The organism is Paenibacillus sp. MER TA 81-3 (assembly GCF_023713585.1).
Taxonomy (GTDB): domain Bacteria; phylum Bacillota; class Bacilli; order Paenibacillales; family Paenibacillaceae; genus Paenibacillus_B; species Paenibacillus_B profundus.
In genome coordinates, this window is the sequence record NZ_JAMAWB010000020.1 from 79536 (window position 1) to 100565 (window position 21030).

General features: G+C 42.1%; 15 protein-coding genes, 1 pseudogene and 2 CRISPR repeat arrays (1 of these 18 cut by a window edge). All 16 genes and pseudogenes read left to right on the plus strand.

All coding sequences use genetic code 11. The features are described 5' to 3' along the window. The first annotated feature begins 12 nt into the window (after window positions 1-12). Complete coding sequence (locus tag M3650_RS23960) at window positions 13-1089, plus strand: CRISPR-associated protein (protein ID WP_251578453.1); 1077 nt, start codon at window positions 13-15, stop codon at window positions 1087-1089. Window positions 1090-1092: 3 nt separating this feature from the next. Next, a complete protein-coding gene (cas5, locus tag M3650_RS23965; RefSeq protein ID WP_251578455.1) occupies window positions 1093-1854 on the plus strand; it encodes a CRISPR-associated protein Cas5 in 762 nt (253 codons plus the stop codon). A 19-nt stretch (window positions 1855-1873) separates the two neighbouring features. After that, the gene (cas3, locus tag M3650_RS23970) at window positions 1874-4360 is read left to right on the plus strand and encodes a CRISPR-associated helicase Cas3' (RefSeq protein ID WP_251578457.1); all 2487 of its coding nucleotides are present in this window, start codon (window positions 1874-1876) and stop codon (window positions 4358-4360) included. 24 nt (window positions 4361-4384) lie between these two features. After that, the gene (gene cas4 / locus M3650_RS23975; RefSeq protein WP_251578459.1) at window positions 4385-4906 is read left to right on the plus strand and encodes a CRISPR-associated protein Cas4; all 522 of its coding nucleotides are present in this window, start codon (window positions 4385-4387) and stop codon (window positions 4904-4906) included. 39 nt (window positions 4907-4945) lie between these two features. Continuing rightward, window positions 4946-5938 carry a type I-B CRISPR-associated endonuclease Cas1b gene (cas1b, locus tag M3650_RS23980; protein WP_251578462.1) on the plus strand — a complete coding sequence of 331 codons (993 nt, stop codon included), beginning with the start codon at window positions 4946-4948 and terminating at the stop codon, window positions 5936-5938. A gap of 31 nt (window positions 5939-5969) precedes the next feature. Next, on the plus strand, window positions 5970-6224 hold the full coding sequence (cas2, locus tag M3650_RS23985; RefSeq protein WP_251578528.1) for a CRISPR-associated endonuclease Cas2: 255 nt from the start codon (window positions 5970-5972) through the stop codon (window positions 6222-6224). Between the two features lie 167 nt (window positions 6225-6391). After that, window positions 6392-8153: a CRISPR direct-repeat array (repeat unit 30 nt; unit sequence GTTTGTAACGTACCTATGAGGAATTGAAAC). Between the two features lie 298 nt (window positions 8154-8451). Next, window positions 8452-9435, plus strand: a complete 984-nt coding sequence (locus M3650_RS23990; RefSeq protein WP_251578464.1) for a DUF6602 domain-containing protein — start codon at window positions 8452-8454, stop codon at window positions 9433-9435. Between the two features lie 33 nt (window positions 9436-9468). Further along, window positions 9469-11031, plus strand: coding sequence for a Cas10/Cmr2 second palm domain-containing protein (locus tag M3650_RS23995; protein ID WP_251578466.1), 1563 nt, complete (start codon window positions 9469-9471; stop codon window positions 11029-11031). Then, the gene (locus M3650_RS24000) at window positions 11015-11818 is read left to right on the plus strand and encodes an RAMP superfamily CRISPR-associated protein (protein WP_251578468.1); all 804 of its coding nucleotides are present in this window, start codon (window positions 11015-11017) and stop codon (window positions 11816-11818) included. The genes M3650_RS23995 and M3650_RS24000 overlap by 17 nt, the downstream gene beginning before the upstream one ends. Further along, complete coding sequence (locus tag M3650_RS24005; RefSeq protein ID WP_251578470.1) at window positions 11805-13451, plus strand: hypothetical protein; 1647 nt, start codon at window positions 11805-11807, stop codon at window positions 13449-13451. Before M3650_RS24000 ends, M3650_RS24005 begins: the two co-directional genes overlap by 14 nt. Next, window positions 13448-14875 carry an RAMP superfamily CRISPR-associated protein gene (locus tag M3650_RS24010; protein ID WP_251578472.1) on the plus strand — a complete coding sequence of 476 codons (1428 nt, stop codon included), beginning with the start codon at window positions 13448-13450 and terminating at the stop codon, window positions 14873-14875. The genes M3650_RS24005 and M3650_RS24010 overlap by 4 nt, the downstream gene beginning before the upstream one ends. Continuing rightward, on the plus strand, window positions 14856-15293 hold the full coding sequence (locus M3650_RS24015; RefSeq protein WP_251578474.1) for a hypothetical protein: 438 nt from the start codon (window positions 14856-14858) through the stop codon (window positions 15291-15293). Before M3650_RS24010 ends, M3650_RS24015 begins: the two co-directional genes overlap by 20 nt. Before the next feature lie 5 nt (window positions 15294-15298). Next, window positions 15299-17629: a hypothetical protein gene (locus M3650_RS24020; RefSeq protein WP_251578476.1), complete on the plus strand. Its 2331-nt coding sequence runs from the start codon at window positions 15299-15301 to the stop codon at window positions 17627-17629. Between the two features lie 570 nt (window positions 17630-18199). Further along, window positions 18200-19240 carry an IS630 family transposase gene (locus M3650_RS24025; RefSeq protein ID WP_251578479.1) on the plus strand — a complete coding sequence of 347 codons (1041 nt, stop codon included), beginning with the start codon at window positions 18200-18202 and terminating at the stop codon, window positions 19238-19240. Then, window positions 19225-19974, plus strand: coding sequence for a CRISPR-associated endoribonuclease Cas6 (gene cas6 / locus M3650_RS24030; protein WP_251578481.1), 750 nt, complete (start codon window positions 19225-19227; stop codon window positions 19972-19974). The genes M3650_RS24025 and cas6 overlap by 16 nt, the downstream gene beginning before the upstream one ends. A 142-nt stretch (window positions 19975-20116) precedes the next feature. Beyond that, window positions 20117-20326, plus strand: a pseudogene (cas2, locus tag M3650_RS24035) (CRISPR-associated endonuclease Cas2); the annotation flags it as partial. A gap of 192 nt (window positions 20327-20518) precedes the next feature. After that, window positions 20519-21030: direct repeats of the CRISPR family, unit length 30 nt; unit sequence GTTTGTAACGTACCTATGAGGAATTGAAAC; it runs 388 nt beyond the window's last position.

A 21030-nucleotide genomic window follows, 5' to 3' on the forward strand; every position in this document is an offset into this window, starting at 1 on the left:
GAGAGATGAAATATGCAGATCCAACAGAACAGTGATTTTCTATTTATGTTTGAAGCGGTATTAACGAATCCCAATGGCGATCCTGATCAAGAAAATAAGCCGCGCATGGATTATGAAACGTCAACATTACTTGTGAGCGATGCCCGGAGAAAACGGGACTGCCGCGATATGTTAAAAAATAAAGGGTACTCCATTTTTGTAGATACATTGGCGGAACGCAAAGTTCCAGCCGACAAAATGTTCGAGGCCATTCGTGAACGCTGGTTGAGTGATCCGGCTTTGATGCGGCATTTGTTTGAAGAAAATCCGGAGATTCGAAATGTCTGGGCAGCATTAGCAGGTGAAGGGACGGAGAATTATAAAGAGGCATTTGAAAAGCTGAAAAGTGATAAAAAGTTGAAACAAGGCATTTCGGACTTTAACAATTTATTTATTACGGAAGCAATTAAGCATTCCTTAATTGATGTTCGTATGTTCGGTAGTGCGATGGCAGTTGAGAACGTGAGTCGTACATTTACGGGGCCGATACAGTTAACCTGGGGATACTCTTTGCATCCGGTAGAATTGGTCCAGTCGAACACGATTACGTCTATCATGAACGACGATAATTCTACGTTTGGTAAAAAGCATAAAGTTCATTATGCTTTCGTCGCCCACTATGGCACAATTAACAAGTTCAGCGCTCAATTAACGGGTATGACCGAGGAAGACCGTGATATTTTCCGCAAGAGCATTATACAAGGAATGATGACCAATCAAACGGATAGCAAACAAGGGCAGACGCCAATGTGTTATTTAGAGATAGTGTATTCTCCTGGATTCGACGGTTACTTAGGGGATTGGCGTCGCTTTGTTCAGACGAAGACATCCGAAGAAGCAAATGAGAGAAGACCGATTCGGAGCTTGAACGATATAACCGTTGATTTCACGGAACTTTCCCACGTTATCGATGATTTAAAGGCCAAAGGGTATATCGATCATGTCGTCGGATGGCTGCATCCATTTGTAAATGCGCGTAGTTTAGTAGGGCTACCCGCATATACTCCTATTGACTTATGGGCTTCCGTGGCTTCACTCAAGGGGGAGTAAACGGTGAAAGTTCTCAGCTTGCGGATTCGAGGGAAGATGGCTCATTTTCGAAGATATTATTCCAATTCATCTGCATTAACCTATTCGGTTCCGCCGCGTACAACAATTGTTGGTATGTTGGCAGGCCTATTGGGCTATGAACGTGATAGTTATTATGAGTTGTTTAATCTAGATCAATGCCAGATAGCTATAGCGAATGCAGCGCCGATTAAGAAGATGGTACAAAAACTAAATTTGTTAATGATCAAGAACTTTAATGATGTAAATGGTTCTCAAGATAATCACAGTCAGACAGCAACAGAATTAGTACTGCCGCAAAATATTCGCACCGGCATGCTAGATTATCGTGTATGGATTCATCATTGCGACCCTAATATAATGGGGAAGCTAGAAAGCATCATATCTCCTTCTTCACAAGCATATTACAGTCAAGGGATTTCGCTCGCACTCGGAACAGCATGGAATTTGGGGTGGATGAAATTTGACGGAATATTCGAAGGGAATGAAGTAAGAGAGGCTGCTATGGTAAACATTGATTCGATTATCCCTGCTAGATTGATGAATGAGATTTCTGTTCCAGATGACGGTGCTGTGTTATATCGTCTGGTTAAGGAAGATCTGCCATTGGAATTCGATATGGATCGCCGCCTTACTACTCGAGGCAAAGGGAGTATGATTATAAATTTATTGGAAAATCCCATTCATGCCCATGTTGGAGAATATGTGAGATTGGAAGATAACACGTCTATTATATGGATGCAATAAAATGTAAAGGAGAGGCGCCATGGAATATTTAGCACATTTTGACCGGAAACGGAATCAAAAACAGCGTCTTTCAACTCATTTGCATACCGTTTCAAAATATTGCGAACTCGCCGTTCCACCAACGGTGAGTTTTCCGCATTTGTCTATTTCCGAAGTGAGGGCCATTTCACGTCTACTAGGTCTGCTGCATGATATAGGTAAATATACGGATGCATTTCAGTTGTATTTGACTAACGGAGTCGAATCCAAAATGAAAAACCATGCTCATATTTCGGCGTTTTATACCCATGCCTTTACCCATCGCATGTTGGCAGATGGTTTGGCTCAGGCAGACAAGCACGCATGGTCTTTTATTGCATATTTGTGCACACGTCTCCATCATGGAAATTTGACTTTAAAAGGCTTGTTCAAAGAAGAGATGATGTGGGCGATACTTCACAAACAATCATCCCATTTGATGGAGAAATCTCTTGAAGTATACCGTGATCTTGACTTGAATGAGTGGGTTGATTTCGAATTCTTTCACTCCTGTCCGGCTGTTCAACAGCTACAGAAAGAAAAACGACTCTTTGTAAGTATGCCTGAATTTATTGCGGGTGGAAGACTTCGTAAAGAGTATTGGTATTTCGCACTCCTCTACTTTTTCTCTGTCTTGATCGATTCAGACAAGCTAGATTCGGGGGCACTTTTTCGTAGTCAGATAACGGCCATCCCTTCCGATGTAATTCCCGCCTATTTACTGAAGAAGCATCCGTCTCGTCGGAAAATCGATATCAATGATCGAAGGGAAAGAGCTCGCAGACAAATGCTATCTGTCATTGAGCATCTGAGTGAACAACAATTGCGGAACGAGTGTATTTATGCAATTACGGCACCAACAGGTATTGGAAAGACGCTGGCTTCACTGCAATGCGCATTAAGGCTGCAGGAGCGGTTGCGTGAAGTATACGGCTATACACCTCGCATTATTACAGCAATCCCTTTTGTTAATATCATTGAGCAAACTGCGAGTGATTATGAACAAGTTTTAAACCCACATGGAAAGCTTTTGGTCCATCACCGTTTGACCAATTTATTTCCAGAGACAGCGTCAGCTTCAACAGACAGATGCGAGGAAGCTTCAGTAGAGCAACGATTGCTGGAGGTCGAGTCGTGGGAAGCAGATGTCATATTGACGACTTTCGTGCAATTATTTCAATCCCTCTTGACGGGAAATAATCGCTTGCTGAAAAAAGTGAATAAGCTGGCAGGCAGCATTGTGATTTTGGATGAAGTACAGTCACTGCCGGAGAGATATATGCCGCTTATCGGTGTGATATTGCGAAAAATGGGGGAATATTACGGAACCCGATTTATTCTGATGACGGCGACACAGCCTAAGATTTTGCAGCTAGGAGATCGGATGATGAATGAAGGCTATATAGAGCCTGTCTCTTTGCTCCCGAATTGTGATGAATACTTCAAAGAGATGAAGCGAACAAAATTCGTACCGCTATTAGAAGAAAAGATAAATAATGAGCAGTTTATCGAGCTATTTATGTCGTACCGCAACGAAGGTCAGTCGACCGTTATTGTTGTCAACACGATCAAGCGCAGCATTGACTTGTTTCGATCCTTGAAGAAGGCTCAAGAGGATGGGCGGATTCCGGAAGATAGCGAACTATATTATTTATCTACCAACATTGTGCCGATGCAGCGCCGACAGGTTATTCAAACGGTAAAAGAGAGACTGGATTTAGGAAAACCAGTAATCTTGGTTTCGACGCAAACGATCGAAGCAGGGGTTGATTTGGACTTTGATATCGGATTCCGTGATTTAGCTCCATTAACTTCATTAGTACAGGCTGCTGGCAGAGTGAATCGTGAGGGAAAAAAAGGCGAGCTGTTCCCTGTGTATATTATAGAATTCGAAAAGGATAATCAGTACGTTTATGATATCTATCATATGAATCGGACACGGAATCTACTAGAGAATATAGTTGAAGAACCTATGTATCCAGAACTGGTTGATCAGTACTATACGTTGCTCATGAATGAAGCTTCCTTCGAAGAATCGGAACGTTTGTGGCATCAAGGTATCATCGGTTTGGATTTTGATGTATTGGAACAATTCGAGCTTATTCAACAATACGGTGAAATCGTGGATGTGTTCGTTGAATGGGACGAACGGGCAACGGATCTGGCGGATATATATGAGAGAGTGCGTCAGGGGGAATGGCCAGGTGATCAATTGTGTGCACTCTTTCAATCCAACACGTTCCAAGATTCCACAGAACCCTCATCTTTATATGAGAAAAAAGCGGTGCTGCAGCAACTTACTTCTCAGATGAGCCAGTATATGGTTCAAGTTCGTGTGAAGAAGTTTCTGAAAAATCGTTCTTTTCCATTTCAAGATCGAAATGGCGTTGTTAGTGATTGGTTTTGGGTACCGCGCAATCAAATTGAGGAGTATTATCATGTGGAAACTGGATTTATGGACGAAACGGGCGGGGCGTTCATATATTAACGCAATTCGAGGTGAACGTGTGAGATGGCATCTGAAGTAAAAGGAATAGATACAACTGGCGTTACCGGCACACTGATATGGTACTACTATATTTGTCAGCGTGAGGTTTGGTTGATGTCGAGGCAAATCGTAGCCGATCAGTCCGATGAAAATATGGACTGGGGGCGTTTTCTGCACGAAAACGTATATTCACGGGAGAAGAAAGAAATCGCTTGGGGATCGATTAAAATGGACACGGTTTCAAATGTGAAAGGACAACTGGTTGTAGCCGAAGTGAAGAAAACTTCCTCATATCTTCAAAGCGCAAAAATGCAAGTGTTATTTTATCTTTACAATTTAAAGCAAGCCGGTGTGGATGCGGTAGGGGAACTGCGCTTTCCCGAGGAAAGGCGAAGGGAAGCAGTAGTATTGGACGAAGCGGCTGAAGAGAAGATAGAGGAAGCGGTTCATAACATACGCCGTATCATGGCTCGGGAAAAGCCGCCTCAGCCAGAAAAAATAAAATTTTGCGGAAAATGCGCATATCGGGAATTTTGTTGGGCGTAGCTGATAAGCATGCGGTGGCTTTGGGGAGGAGGAATAATCGTGAAGAAGACTATTTATATTTTCCAATCCGGTGAAATTCGTCGTAAGGACAATACGCTTTATTTCGAAGGAGAGGAAGGCCGTAAATATATTCCTGTGGAGGACACGCAGGAGTTGATGATATTTGGCGAAGTAGAGCTTAATAAATCATTGCTTGAGTTCTGTTCGCAGAAGGAAATTGTATTACATTTTTTTAACTACTATGGGTACTATACAGGCAGCTTTTATCCTCGTGAACATTTAAATTCAGGTTATATGATTCTTAAACAAGCAGAATACTATATGGATGAACTCAAAAGGTTTCAGATTGCCACATTATTTGTAAAAGGTGCTGCGCAGAATATACTTAGAGTGCTTAAATATTATCGGGGAAGAGGAAAGCCGCTTCATTCAATTATAGACACGATCGAATCTTTAAGTTCAGGGCTAACTAAAGCGCAGACGATTCCTGAACTAATGGCCTATGAAGGAAATATCCGTGAGACTTATTATAAAGGTTTCGATATCATTTTGGATCATCCTCATTTTCGTTTTGAACAGCGTACGAAACGTCCGCCCCGAAATGAACTAAATGCTCTGATCAGTTTTGGAAATTCAATTCTTTACACACAAGTACTAAGCGAAACTTATCATACGCACCTCGATCCTCGCATCGGCTATTTACATACAACGAACTTTAGGAGATTTACTTTGAACTTGGATGTAGCGGAGATATTTAAGCCTATATTGGTAGATAGACTTATTTTCTCGTTAATTGCCAAAAAACAGTTGTCAAAAACGCATTTTGTCAAAGATACAGGAGGCATTTTGCTCTCAGACTCTGGACGTAAAATCTTCATTACAGAATGGGAAAATAAATTGAAAACGACGATAAAACATCGAGCATTGAATAAAGATGTAAGCTATAGGCGACTCCTCCGTATGGAGCTTTATAAAATACAAAAACATGTCATGAGCGAAAAGGATTATGAGCCTTATGAGGCACTATGGTGAATAAAAGGGGGAATGGTTATATTGTTTCGTTATACTAGTATATGATTGTGGTGAGAAAAGGGTGGCAAAGGCATTAAAGACATGCCGGAAGTATTTAAATTGGGTACAAAATTCCGTCTTTGAAGGAGAAATATCCGAGGTTAACCTGAAAAAATTGAAGGCTGAATTAAAGAGAATTATGGATGAGGAGGAGGACTCCATCATTATTTATACTTGGAGGACTCAACGATATACTAATCGTGAAATCATGGGTATTGAAAAAAACGAAATCAGTTTTATTCTATAAATGTGTCGTCGACCCCCAATAGCGCAAAAACCCCGGGGGATCGACGACAACCATTTTGGATATAAAGCCTGTAGTATCAAGGATAAATATGTTACAGTAAGTTTAGGATAGACATAAGTTTCTAATTGTTACTTTTTCAAAACGCCGTTATTAAAGCTTTTTTACGGGTTTGTAACGTACCTATGAGGAATTGAAACCGGGCTTAAAGTGGAAATCCCGACGCTTGCGAAGGAGGGTTTGTAACGTACCTATGAGGAATTGAAACTATGCCCGCCATGATGGGGAGAAGGTAACGGAATTCGTTTGTAACGTACCTATGAGGAATTGAAACTTACTCATCGTGTCAAAGGTTTGTTCGCATAATTTTAGGTTTGTAACGTACCTATGAGGAATTGAAACTCCCCCGGCTTGAAATCACCGAGGAACCGGAGTTCATCGTTTGTAACGTACCTATGAGGAATTGAAACCCACCATTCGGTGCCCTATCGAACATATGAGAGTTGCGTTTGTAACGTACCTATGAGGAATTGAAACCATGTCGTTTAGATGGGAGGTGTGAGCGGTGCAGGGTTTGTAACGTACCTATGAGGAATTGAAACTTGGCACGACCACAAACAATCGATATAAGGCTACCGTAGTTTGTAACGTACCTATGAGGAATTGAAACTCCTCGTATACCACGCATTCGGCAGGGTCTCCGCAGCCGTTTGTAACGTACCTATGAGGAATTGAAACTCCGTAATTTGAGGGTCCTCGGAAAAGTCAACTCGATGTTTGTAACGTACCTATGAGGAATTGAAACGGGGTCTTCGATATCCTGCTCGATGATCTCCCCGTGTTTGTAACGTACCTATGAGGAATTGAAACAAGGTCAGGATCAAGGAAGCGAAAACAACTCAAGCCGAGTTTGTAACGTACCTATGAGGAATTGAAACTCGGTATGCGTGTGCAGCCAGAAATGACACAATCTGCGTTTGTAACGTACCTATGAGGAATTGAAACTCCCCTTTGGGTTGGGAAGTCCCATACAATATGGACAAGTTTGTAACGTACCTATGAGGAATTGAAACTGCGAAGAAGCGTGAACACCGCCGAATATTTGCAATCAGTTTGTAACGTACCTATGAGGAATTGAAACCTTCTACGACCGAGCCAGTAAGCCGAAACTATACATCCGTTTGTAACGTACCTATGAGGAATTGAAACTAGCCCTAACGTTAGCCATACCTTGCTCAAAGTTTTTGAGTTTGTAACGTACCTATGAGGAATTGAAACATTTAGAGGTATTTCGTTATTTAGCGATGAAATATGTTTGTAACGTACCTATGAGGAATTGAAACTCTCTTCACAGGCTCTGTATTCTTCCTTGGGATTTCGGTTTGTAACGTACCTATGAGGAATTGAAACAACTCCATGTTCATTGTTCTACACTCTCCCCTTAGGTTTGTAACGTACCTATGAGGAATTGAAACCACAAGACGCCCAAGCGGTCTCTTAGCGATTCTGTTCTGTTTGTAACGTACCTATGAGGAATTGAAGCGCTCCTCTTCCGCCGCCCCGTACTTTTTCGCCAAGTTTGTAACGTACCTATGAGGAATTGAAACGTGTCAAGGGATGCCGTGTCGGTGATTGCGGACACGGTTTGTAACGTACCTATGAGGAATTGAAACACGCTTGTAGCGCCAGTCTTTGACGTTTGTAACGTACCTATCAGGAATTGAAACCTGGCTTGTCATCCGCGTAAGGTTTCTTTGCATTTGACTCGTTTGTAACGTACCTATGAGGAATTGAAACAACATTCCATCACAAATGATTCCACTTATTTTATAGTTGTTTGTAACGTACCTATGAGGAGTTGAAACTGCAAAAAACCAGGGTACCTATGTACCCTGGTTCAGAGTTTGTAATGTACCTATGAGAAATTTCAAAAATATTCATGACTATACGAAATAATCCTTAAAAGAACATCAACCATTCTAAATCAATAGTGACTCCAAATAAGCTTATGCCGATAAGAAGACCTTATCTTGCATAAGCTTATTCTATTTTGATCAAACAAAATGGCGGGATATGACAAATTCAATCGTGTGTTGGGAATATATGAGATTAAAATGATATAATAGCACTAGTTGAAATGTAAGAGATAGTCTTTGCGAACCATAATACTGCGACTATCTGGCAAGGTGTTTTTATGTTGGCTAGAAATCGGGGAGGTAGAAATACAGCAATGACAAATAATAAAAAGAATGTATTTTGGAGCATTCACAACAACTACAATTATCTGAACAAAATGATGGTTGAAGAAATGGATATTGCTTCTGAACACAGTGGCATAACCGGGAATTTTCGCGAGGAAATGTGGATGAAGTTATTTCGAAGCATCATTCCTCAAAAATACTCGATGGCGCAAGGAGTCATGATTATTGACTCAGACGGTAACGTATCAAATGAAGTGGATATTGCTGTGTTTGACGAACAGTATACGCCTTATGTATTTCAATATAATACGTTGAAATTTATACCTATTGAAGCGGTAGCACTCGTGATAGAGTGCAAAAGCTCGGATTTGCCAACAAAAAGTTTAACAGCTTGGAGCAAAAGTATAAATGATTTAACAACAAAAAGCTCAGGTATCGCGCGCATGGTTACAGGTTATGTTTCTGGATTAACGAACCAAACACAGAAAGGTACACGGCCAATTAAAATCTTGGCCAGTAATAAAGTCTATATGTCAGAGTCAGGTTCCGATAACTTGGAATATGGCCTAGGGGAACATTTTGATTTTATTATCCACAAGCAACAAGATGAGGAGACAATATTTAAATTATTTGTAAAAAATGGAAATAAATCATTAGCTTGGTGGGCAAGAAAGCTAAATGGGGTAAAGGATGGAGATGAGAATCTCAAAATAGAACACCTTTCTTTAAGAGAGTCAGATTTATTAGATAAACAAAAAATGGATGGATTCTCGAAGGAATATCCAGAGTTAAAGTTAAATGAACGCCTGTACTTAACGAATACCTTGCAGGACTTACATATCAAAGATAACCCGTTCCTTTCACTTAACCTGCAATTGAACCAACTGCTTATGCTCATTAATAATCCGATGCTGTTCCCGCATTTTGCCTATGCGAAGAGATTCAATGAAATCATTGAGCGCGAACAGGAGAAAGTACGCGAGAAAGAAAGACAAGAGGTTGATTGCAAATAACTGTGACATAGTTGAGGAAGCGAGGGGGATATATTGGCTGCATATGTGTACATAGATGTATCGCAGAAGCAGGAGTTTATTTTTAAACGCAATGAGCTGAAAGAAAATCTGTATCATTCGTTCGCGATAAAGGCAGTTACGGAAGATATCAAGGATAAGTCCGAGGAGATTGCTTCTCCATCGATCTTTTCGCTAACGAAATTCTTAGAGAAATATCATACGAATCAGTACAAGTTCGTATATTCCGGTGGAGGCAACAGCATTATTAAATTTTCGACCGAGGAACACGCAAAGCAATTTGTACAGACATATTCGGCTGAGGTATATCGCGCTTATCCTAATATGGAATTATATATGAGCATCGTAGACGAAAGTGAACTGGAGGAGCAAGGGGAAGCGCAAGAGAAGAAAGAAAAAGAGATACGCCAGAAGCTGCGCGATAAAGCGAACGAATGGAAGGATAAGCGCAAGATGAAATTCAAGCGTTGGAGCTATGGCGTAGAAGAAATTGATGCGACGGGATTGCCCGTATTACATAACGGAGTCTTAAAGCGAGAATATCAATTAGCTAAACAGTTCCTGTACGGCAGGCTGGAAACCAAGACGGGTATTCCGGTCACGGAAGAGCTGAAGGAGTACAAGAAAGATGAAGAAGGAAAAAGTTATATTGGCGTCATTGCCTTGGACGGCAACAAGATGGGGGATATGGTACGCCGAATTTCATCCTTTGAAGAACTTGGAAATTTCAGTGAATTAATCGAAGAAATCTATGAATCGGCAGTTGTTCGCGCACTGAATGAGCTTAAGCTAGTGGAGAAGGACATCATATACACGCCGATCGTACTGTCTGGCGATGATATTTGCCTGATCGTTCACGCAGAGCATGCGATCCAGATCGCGGCAGCTATCGTGAATAATATTCGTACGCTGTCGCGTGAAGAGCATTACGACTCGCGCCTTCGTATTGTCTTGGATGACGGACAGGCTGAGCTGAGTGCCTGTGCAGGTGTGGCGATAGCCAAGTATAATTATCCGTTTTTTGAACTGGTGAAGACCGCGGAGCTGCTCTGTAAACAAGCCAAGGAAGCGATCTATCGGGTAAAGGGGAATTCGTCCGGGGCGTCATTCATCCATTGGGATACCGTTCAAGGACAAGTGCTTGCTTCTTACACTTACGAAAATTACGTCAAGCATGGTCGGGATGTCGAGCGCTTCCACATGAAGCCGCTTCGAATCGATCAACAGCAGCCTGTTGCAGATGGAGTGTTCAGCTATGAGGCATTCGTCAATGCAGTAGCGGATATCCAATCGGCTCAGGCAAATGCAAAAATAAGCAGTTCATTGCTCGAAGGCGTTAAGAAGGTTGTTTACTCCGGATTGGAATCATACCGGTTATTTATAGATATGAACAAGACTGATGCCAACCGGAATCTGGTCGAAATTATGCAGAAACATTTTCCGTGCGATATCTTTGCCGTAATGAGTGAACAGCAGGGCCAGACCGTATCATCCACTTACTTACTCAATGATGTAATCGATGCTTTGCCTTACATCAATATGAATCGGGAGGTGGCCATTCATGTACGCGAATCATGATTGTAAAATCGAAGCGAGGCTGCGCAGTGAAACGATATTCAGCAGTGGAGAGAAAGAGCGTAACCTCGTACAATCCAAAGTTTTGACGGATAGATACGGCTTCGTCTATTTCCATGCCAAGTCTCTTAAAGGGCAGCTAAAACGCCAAGCGTTCTGGCTATTAAAGCAGTATCAGCAAATCGATAAGAAGGGAGAGCGTGCCAAGTCCTTTTTTAAGTCTATCGTGGTCTTGTTTGGGATCAACAAGGAAGAAATCGATCTTTTTGCAAAAGGATTGTGCGCTCAAGGTGACCCTGATTTCTTGAAAGTATATTGTCGTCAGCAGCCAGGCATATTGCGTTTCGGCCATTTGGAACTGGATGAACGCATTCGCAGCCGATTCATCGCGCTGCAAGCCGAAGATGAGGACGAAGGGTATTATCGGATTACACCGCATGATCTCATCGAGTCGCAAACCCATATTCGGACAGGAATTCAACTAGAGAACGGGTCGGCAAAAGAGGGAATGCTTACTACGTATCATACGGTCAAGCAAGGACTAGTCTTTTATTCATCCATCACGATGGAACCATATGCTTATGATGCGGACTATCTGAAGCGAATCAACCAACAGGATTTATCAAATCTCTTGGCAGATTTACAGCGGATTGTCTCTTCATTTCGCCGGATAGGAGCCGGCATTCACCGGGGGCGGGGCGAAGTGACGGCAAGGCTGCTCGTTGATGGGAAGGATGCGGATTTCTGCAAGGTCAGTTGTAAAGAGGGTGAACAGCATGCAATTGTATAGCGTGATAGAAATTACAAATCTGGAGCCGCTAAAGATCGGAGCGGGTGGAAATAAAGCAAATCAAATTGAGCCGTCAAAAGATTATATTCCAGGCTCCACCATCCGGGGAGCGATTATCGGGCAGCTCATTCGCAGAAGGCTCTTCGATGATTGCAAGAACGCTATTCTGACCCAAATGGAGTGCTATAACGCTTATCCTTGCGTTGACGGCAATTTGTATATCCCGGCACCGCAGCACTTGCGTATTAACAAGCACGAATATCGCCGAGCGAAAGCGGAAAGCCGGTATGATCATTCCGGGAATGCCGGAACGATTGCGCTGACGAACTTGCATGATGGCAGTGAACTCTCTAATCATGATGCTTTGGCATTTCGGTTCATATCCGTCCAAAATGGCGAACTGACAGGGCTGAATCCCGTTAAAGAGTATCGCCTTCATCATAATACAAGCCGCAATAAGGGAGAGAAGGAACGAGAAAATCTGTTCCGTTATCAGGCCCTCGCCCCTGGACATACATTCCGGACGATCATTCGATATGACGAATCAATGTCAAGCGTACTCGAGCCTATATTGCAGCAGCCGATGAATTTGTATTTGGGCGGCGCAAAGGGCTCAGGTTACGGATTATGCCGCATGCAACCGCTCGGAATTCATGTGACTGGGTACAGAGAAGCAACAGAACAGTTGGGATTACACGCGTTGTTAAACAGCGCAACATCATCATCCGAACTCACGATCACCTGTCTCTCGGATTGCGTATTTCGGAATGAATTCGGACAGCCTGTCAACTATTTGCCGGAAAGTGAGATTCACCGTATAACGGGCGTTTCTGTGAAGCTAATCAAGCAGTATGTTCAAGTGGGCATGACCGAAGGTTACAACATGACATGGAAAGCCAGATACCCGAAAGAAACGACTTTGAAAGCAGGGTCAGTTCTGGTCTATCAGCTGAATACAGAACTTGGATCAGAAGAGTTGAAACAAGTGAAGCAAGCTCTAGAATGCAAGCCAGTGGGCTATCGCGTTCAGGATGGTTACGGATGGCTTGCTGTGAATCTCTCCTACCCGGAACAAATGGCGGTTCGCTCTATACAGCCAATAGCGGAATATCGGGAAGATAGCGCCAAATATACCGAGTCAGAGTGCAGAGTAAATCCGCAGGAAGAAGAAGTGATGTCGATTCTTTTGTCGGGGCTTGAGCCCGCGAAACAGCGTTGGCTGGAATTGCTGACGTGCAAATTACAGGAGCAAGACGCTCAGAGCGGTGAACGTTCCGTCGTTTCTGATCAATTGAACAGCAGCCAACTGCAGCAGATGAAGGAGACGCTGCAACCGTTAATCAAGCAGCTTAAAAATGGGGGGTTACCTTCTCTGCCTCCTGATAATACGGATCGCTTCTATAAAAAAGATAACCGTTTATGTTCGATCGCCGGTCATCATTTTAAAGAGTTAATCACATTCATTTGCTCAGCCGCTACTTCTTCAGGAAGCTTAAGCCGATTTGCCCAAAATAAGTTGAACGGCAAGAAGGGATCGTTGTTGTTCTCTCAAGCCCGCTACCCGGAGCAGCAATTCATAGCCGAACTTCTCTACACGGGACTGCATGTTGAGCAAAGGAGGAAGGACAAATGAATCGGGCAGTAACGTATCAATTCACGATTCGCGCAGTAACGCCGGCGTATTTCGGTGATAGCAAGCAGGGGGAACTAGTAAGAAATGCGCATGGTCAACCGCTTGTACTGGGAAATGCGATTGGGGGAGCCCTTCGGGATTATTTAAATCGTAATGCGATTCCGGAAGAGCTTATTTTGAAGAGTATGGGCGGCGACCAAGTATCGGCTTTTAAAGAAAGCAACTTATATATAAGTGATGGGATCGTTGTTTGTTCAGATGAGGTGGTCAAAGAAGGAACTGCGATCGATCCGCAATACGGTTCCGCTAAGGATAAACATAAATATACGCTGTATCATTTTCCGGAAGGATCGGAAATTACGTTCCGTATTGAAAGTGATGAACTTATAGAGCTTATCGATCTAGATGATTCGAGCAAGCAAAATGATGGACTTCTTGCAAGCGAATTGGAGCAAATCATCGGGACATGGGCCGAGGGATTGGATACACGACAGCTCCGGCTTGGCGGACAGAAAAGCAACGGATTCGGGGCTTTTGAGATAAAAGAACTCCGCAAACGCGAGTTTCGACTAGATAGCATTGAGGAACTGGAACGATACATATTTGATGACAGGGATAAAGGAAAAGGAATCTCCGTCGACTGGAAGACTTTGAACCGATTTCAGCCAAAGTCTTCTGCCAGCGTAACCTTCTCGATGAATGGATGTTTTCCGTATGGCGTCTACCAGAATTTCAAACTTAACGATCCTTCATGCAAGGACATGACGGGATTGCTGTACAAGCAGGGGAAATACTACATTCCTTCTACGAGCTTGAAAGGATTAATCAAAAATGAGATCCGTCTCTTACTCAAACGAATGAAAACTGCAGAAGCGATGAATGCTCAGGAATTGGACGAGTTCGTTGAACATAAATGTGCTGAATTGTTTGGCAGTATCGATCAGAGAGGCAGACTTGTATTTTCAGATGCCATTCTTGAAAAAACACGGTTAGTCGAAATCGACCGCAACACAGCAAGCAAAAAAGACGGAACGAAAGCAGAAACGTGTCCTGTCTACATCAAAATTGATCGACTGACCGGAGGCGCATATAGCTCGGCTTTGAAGCACCAACAAGAAATCCAGGGCGAAACAAATATTCGCTTGAGTCTCGCTCTTGACGACATAGCAGATGGCGAGCTTAGTCCCTATATATTCCCTCTCATTTACGTGTTACGTAGAATCGGAGCAGGTGACGTGCCGATTGGAGGAAGAACCGTAATCGGACTAGGACAGTTTGCGGCAAACATGGTAGAGGTTGATGCCGGAGGGGAACGATGGAGCATCGAGACCAACGAATTATCGGATCGTAACAGGAACTGGCTCGAAGCATGCTATGAATCATTTAAAGGGTGGTGCAACGAAGATGCCGCATACGTTGTTTAACCGGGAAGAATGGGCGAACCAGCTTGACGGTGGAGAATATTTTGTCATTGCCCATCTGCTGAGTCAAGTGCTGATTGGAAGAGAGCATGATCATAGGAAGGCGTTACAAGAAGCAATGGATGAGAACGCCTTGCTTGAAGCGCATTTTTTTAATAAAGACAAAGAAATCTTTATCAGCCAACTAGAACGACAATTGGCGATGTACGAACCGCTGGAGCATGACCATGCCGTATCAGATGAATGGAAAATTATTCGCTCGTATAAACTCGATCAATCGATCGTGAATCAGAAACGGGATAATGCGGAAGAAGTAAAGGTTTATAAGGCCGTCGAAGTGATCGAATATATGAAACATGATACGGATAGTCATTTGGCATATGTAGACAAGACGGTGTTGTACCGTTTAACGGAGGAGTGAACGGCGTGTGGAAGGATAGAGGAAAACCGAATAGAACGGGAAACGGGAATCAATATGGAAAGAAGAAGCAAGAAACGACTTATGTGAAGCTGCCATATGATTTTATTCCTTTTGCCGAACCGGAGCATCGCGAATTCCCATATGAATGTACAGAGTCAGGGGGCGATCTTCCCAAGCATAATGATCTCTCCGGCTTGAGCGGATGCATCGAATATGAGATACGCCCCCATTCCGATCTGGCAATAGAAGTAAGGGGAAAATGGAGCAGCGACGATTTCTTTATAAGCGGCAGCACGATCAGGGGCAAAATACGGGCAAATGCTGAAATATTGAGTGCCGGTTATCCTGAATTTATTGATCGTACAGAGATGGTGTACCGTGATTTTACAGACAAGCTTAAGGATCATTATCACACACGATTATTAGGGACACCGGATGGTAAAATTGGAATTGAACGTACGATTCAAGTTGGATTTTTGAAGAAAAAAAACAATAAATTTTATGTGACTCCTGCAAGCAAGTTGGGAGATAAGTTTTTTCTTTCCATTAAAGAACATCGCTTAATGCAAATGAATGTACATGGGGAGCAATTCTCTACCATATATAACTGGAAGAATAACAGAGTTAAGAATTTTAATAAAAAGCAAGATGAAATCGAACAGAAAACAAGAGAGATAAAAAAGCTTCGGGAGCTATTAAAAGAAACATTAAAACCTCTTCAGCGAAAAATAGACAATACTTTCATTCGGGATTTTGCTTTAAATAGAAGAATGAGTGAAGTTCAAAGTAGTAGTCTTTCTAAAGTCAAAGAGAAGTTATTATCTGAATTAATCAAGATTCGACCTGAAAATACGAATGAATCTGAAAATGAAAAACTGGAAAATCTCTATCAGTTATATGTGGACAGATGGGGATTAAAGGTAGAAATAAATTTAATGTATTGGGAGAGCTTTAAATACCATAGAAATGCGAATTTTATTCCTTATCAAAGAAGGGTTTACTTTAAAGCATCCGCTAATGGCGGCATTGATAAGTTGGCTTGTAACCACTCGAAAGAACTAACACAAAAAGGATATCTATTCAATTCATCGAATGCAAGCTCGAAGCGAAGCCATTATTTTGTACTAGGTCCTGTTGAGAATGTTGAGTCCATTCTAGTGCCGCCATCCGTTATCAATGCATATAATCAAAATTTAGATAAATTCCGCATAACTGATACACGAAAACAAGACACGGTTAAGGCATTCTATAATATTTTTGATGAATATGAAAAGTTAGCTGAAATATTCGCCAAGTCACAGAATAAAGAAGGGGATATTAAGGATGGGTTAATCGTTTTCTACCAGTGTGAAAAGGGGGAAGTGAAAAGCATTGGACGTACTCCATATTTTAAAATTCCATATCTTAGAACATTGGGCGAATTGATTGGTGTTCAGGATAAAAGAAAAATAGATTATGCCAATGCTTTATTTGGGTTCATTCCAGACGGACAGGATCAGAATAATGACTACCCGATCGCCTATAAGTCCAGAATTCGGTTCAGTCCGCTTGATATTCAAGGTCAAGCTCAATTTCGAAAGGTCGAGTATTTATTGCTTATGACTCCTTCTGCAACGGCAAGCGGAATGTATCTGCGGCAGACGTCAGAAGAGAAGCTTACTTATGAAGATAAAAATATTAAATTAAACGGATATAAACACTATCACGTGTTGCCTGAACCGATAGAGCCACGAAGTGAAAATGAAAAGCTCAAAAATATGGTAAGTACTAGACAAGTCATATCTTGTGATGACGTTCGTCTCACAGGGGAAATTGATTTCCGAAACTTGTCCGAAGCAGAACTGGGATTGCTGCTGCTAAGCCTGGACTGGAAAGAAGTACTTGCTGCAAGCAAATACAGCCAATACACAGAAGAGTATCGCGATCTCGCTGATAAGGCATATGAACTTATTGGCGGAGCGAAGCCGTATGGATTCGGCAAGGTACAAATTCATATCAAGCAAGTTCGATTAGAACGCAAAGATGCCAACTTCGATGCGTTGATCATGAATCCGACTGAGACATCAGAGAATCGATCGGCGTATATTGAACAGTTTATTGACGTAATGAACAGAACGAAAGAAGCATGCAGTATATCTTATTTTGATAAGGTTCATTTCGAAAATTATGTGCTTAGCAAAGTGGAAGAGAGCATGATTACCGGAGGGGCCGGCACGAAGCAAAACCCGAAACATGTCAATTGGGATAATGCAGCAGATGAGATAGCCAAGGATAGCAATAACGGAAAAGGCGGAGGATATCCGAAGTCGTGGCGCTTAAAAACGTCCCAGAAGTAAGTGGTACAGGTTCCGCAGTAAGGGTGTATATGATTTGGGTCTAAGTTGTCGTCGACCCCCAATAGCGTAAAAATCCTGGGGGATCGACGACAATTGAACTTTATCGCAAAACCTATGACATCAAGGAAAAGTGTGGTACATTGATGTTGTTACTTTTCAATTAAGATTTATATTAATTTCAGAAAAACGATATAAACAGCAGGGTTTTCACGAGTTTGTAACGTACCTATGAGGATTAAATTCTCTTGAACCTTCAGACAGAAGGAACGATAGGCCTCCGGTTTGTAACGTACCTATGAGGATTAAATTCCTCTGTAAATACTGCTCTGCCCGAAATCCGATAGCTTGTTTGTAACGTACCTATGAGGATTAAATTCAGGGCATGGAAGTAAGTAGCTTGTAGCGCTATCACAGGATTTTGAACGAGGAAATGAAATTTAACGGATCTTCGGTATTTTTAGATTTTGACTACTATATAATTTGAACTAAAGACTCCCATCTCTTCTGGAAAGGATTTTAATCCCCTCGACGTCGAATAAGAAAGAATAACGAATCGGCGGGTGAAGTGTTATGGAATCCAACGTGGAAGCATTACAAGAAGTGGAACTATGCCTAAAGCAGGAAAAAGGTCGTCGGATGTTTGAGCGGTATCAAGCCGTTCGACTCTACTTACTTGGTTACCCCTACAACCAAATTGCAACCTCGATCGGAAGATCGGAATATACGGTCAAGGAATATATTCGAACTTATCGAAAGCACGGACTCGATGGTTTGAACATGAAATTCTCGACCGGAGCGCCAGAGCGGTTAACGAAGGAACAACAGACCCAATTGAAGCAAGTGATTATCAACTCATTGCCTCACGAAGTCGGGTTCACCGCTAAGTTTAACTGGACACTAGAGATCATCAGATTGTACATCCACCGTGAATTCGGACGAGATTACTCCATTCGAGGCGTATCCAAGATGATGCATCGGCTGGGATTAAGTTACACCAAGCCGACCTATACCCTGGCAGCGGCTGACGAAGAGAAGCAAAAAGAGTTTGTCGAAACCACGTTTCCAGGGTTAAAAAAATATGAATACGGCGAAATTGATCATATTTTGTTTGAAGATGAAAGCATGATTCGAGATTATCAAGCCCTTCAATACACATGGTTTGCAAAAGGAAAACAACGAATCATTAAGACCACGGGCAAGCATAGAGGCGTGAAGTTGCTCGCAACGCTCGATTATGCGACAGGTCGTATCGTATGGCAGGAAGATGAGCAGTACACGGCTGAAACCTTCCTCGCCTTCCTTCAGAAAGTCGTCGATGCCTATCCTCCAGGGAAAATCGTATTGATATTGGACAACGGGCGCATCCATCACGCCAAACTGTTGGAACAGTTTCTGGCCGAAATGAATGGCAGACTCCGACTGGTCTTTCTACCGCCCTACAGCCCACAGCTCAATATCGTCGAAGGGCTTTGGAAGTGGCTGAAATCCGATGTCATTAATAATGTCTTCTACCATACCGTGGCAGAGATTCGCCAGAACGTTTGTACCTTCATGGAACACATCATGAAAAACCCTATGAATATCATTGATCGTCTTTGCGTCAGGATGTAGTTGGCATCATTAGTTCATCTTATATAGCAGTTCCTGTTAACCATCAAGAATGGCTTCATGGCCTTATCTATCATAGTATCCAGGATAATGATTACCGGGATTTTTTGCATAACACCGGTTTCCAAAAAGGAAAACGGCAATTTCGTATGTTCACCTATACCAAGCTTTATGGGCCATACAGAATGGATAAAACCTCTCAAACTCTTGAGTTTTTGACGCCGCATGTTTCGTTGGTCTTTTCAGCGTATGACAAAAAATTAGTTCAAGAATTAGTATCAACTTTAATGCTCAAGGATAACCTTCAATTAGGAAAACATAGGGTGCAAGTAGAGTCTATTGAACAAATTCATGAAACGCTCAGCGAAAAAATGCACATCCGTTTTCTTACGCCCGTAACGATGTACAGTACTTTTATGCTCAATAATAAGAGGAAGACATATTACTACTCCCCCCGTGAAGAGGAGTTTAGTCCGCTTATTCAAGCGAACGCTCTCAAAAAATATGAAGCGATATATGGCAAAGCATCTGAAAAGAAAAGGTTAGTCATAACCCCTTTACATAAAGAGCAGTTGCGTTCCAAAACGACGCACTTCAAGTCAACGGTGATACGGGGGTGGATGGGAGATTTTATGCTGGAAGGCGACATAGAACTAATTCAATTAACTTATAATGTTGGATTAGGAGGCAAAAATTCAAACGGACACGGCCTATATGAAATTGTTCGTCATTTATAGGGGGAAGTGAATTTGCTACAATTTACTGCCTAGCTAGGAACTATAGAGCGGAAGGCCAACACAAATATGTTTCAGTTTCAACTGAACCTGTCTATGAGCCGGAAAAAATATAAACTCGATTCGCTGAAGATTTACTTCACGCTTGATAAGTGGGGAAAAGTTAGAAAAGACATTCCGAAAGTATTTAAATTGGGTACAAAATTCCGTCTTTGAAGGAGAAATATCCGAGGCTAACCTGAAAAAATTGAAGGCTGAATTAAAGAGAATTATGGATGAGGAGGAGGACTCCATCATTATTTATACGTGGAGGACTCAACGATATACTAATCGTGAAATCATGGGCATTGAAAAAAAACGAAATCAGTTTTATTCTGTAAATGTGTCGTCGACCCCCAATAGTGCAAAAACCCCGGGGGATCGACGACAACCGTTTTGGCTGTATAGCCTGTAGTATCAAGGATAAATATGTTACAGTAGGTTTAGGATAGGCATAAGTTTCTAATTGTTACTTTTTCAAAACGCCGTTATTAAAGCTTTTTTACGGGTTTGTAACGTACCTATGAGGAATTGAAACCTATATTTGTCCTTCTTCCTTATAGCACGGTTATGTGTTTGTAACGTACCTATGAGGAATTGAAACGCGCGTATGCCATTAATACTACCTCCCTTGAATTAGAGTTTGTAACGTACCTATGAGGAATTGAAACTATGTCATATCCCAAAAAGAAACTGCATCAACCCCGTTTGTAACGTACCTATGAGGAATTGAAACTTGATAGCTACCTTCATTCCAATCCCCTCCTATCGCAGTTTGTAACGTACCTATGAGGAATTGAAACATCAATCGGTAGCCACGGGGCAAATTGTCGCGTTTGTGGAGTTTGTAACGTACCTATGAGGAATTGAAACCCGTCATTATGTCTTCGCATGTCGATGGCATTCGCAAGTTTGTAACGTACCTATGAGGAATTGAAACATCAGTAGAGCCATCGAGGTTGAAAAGAATTTAGGTGGTTTGTAACATACCTATGAGGAATTGAAACTGCCCGCAACCAA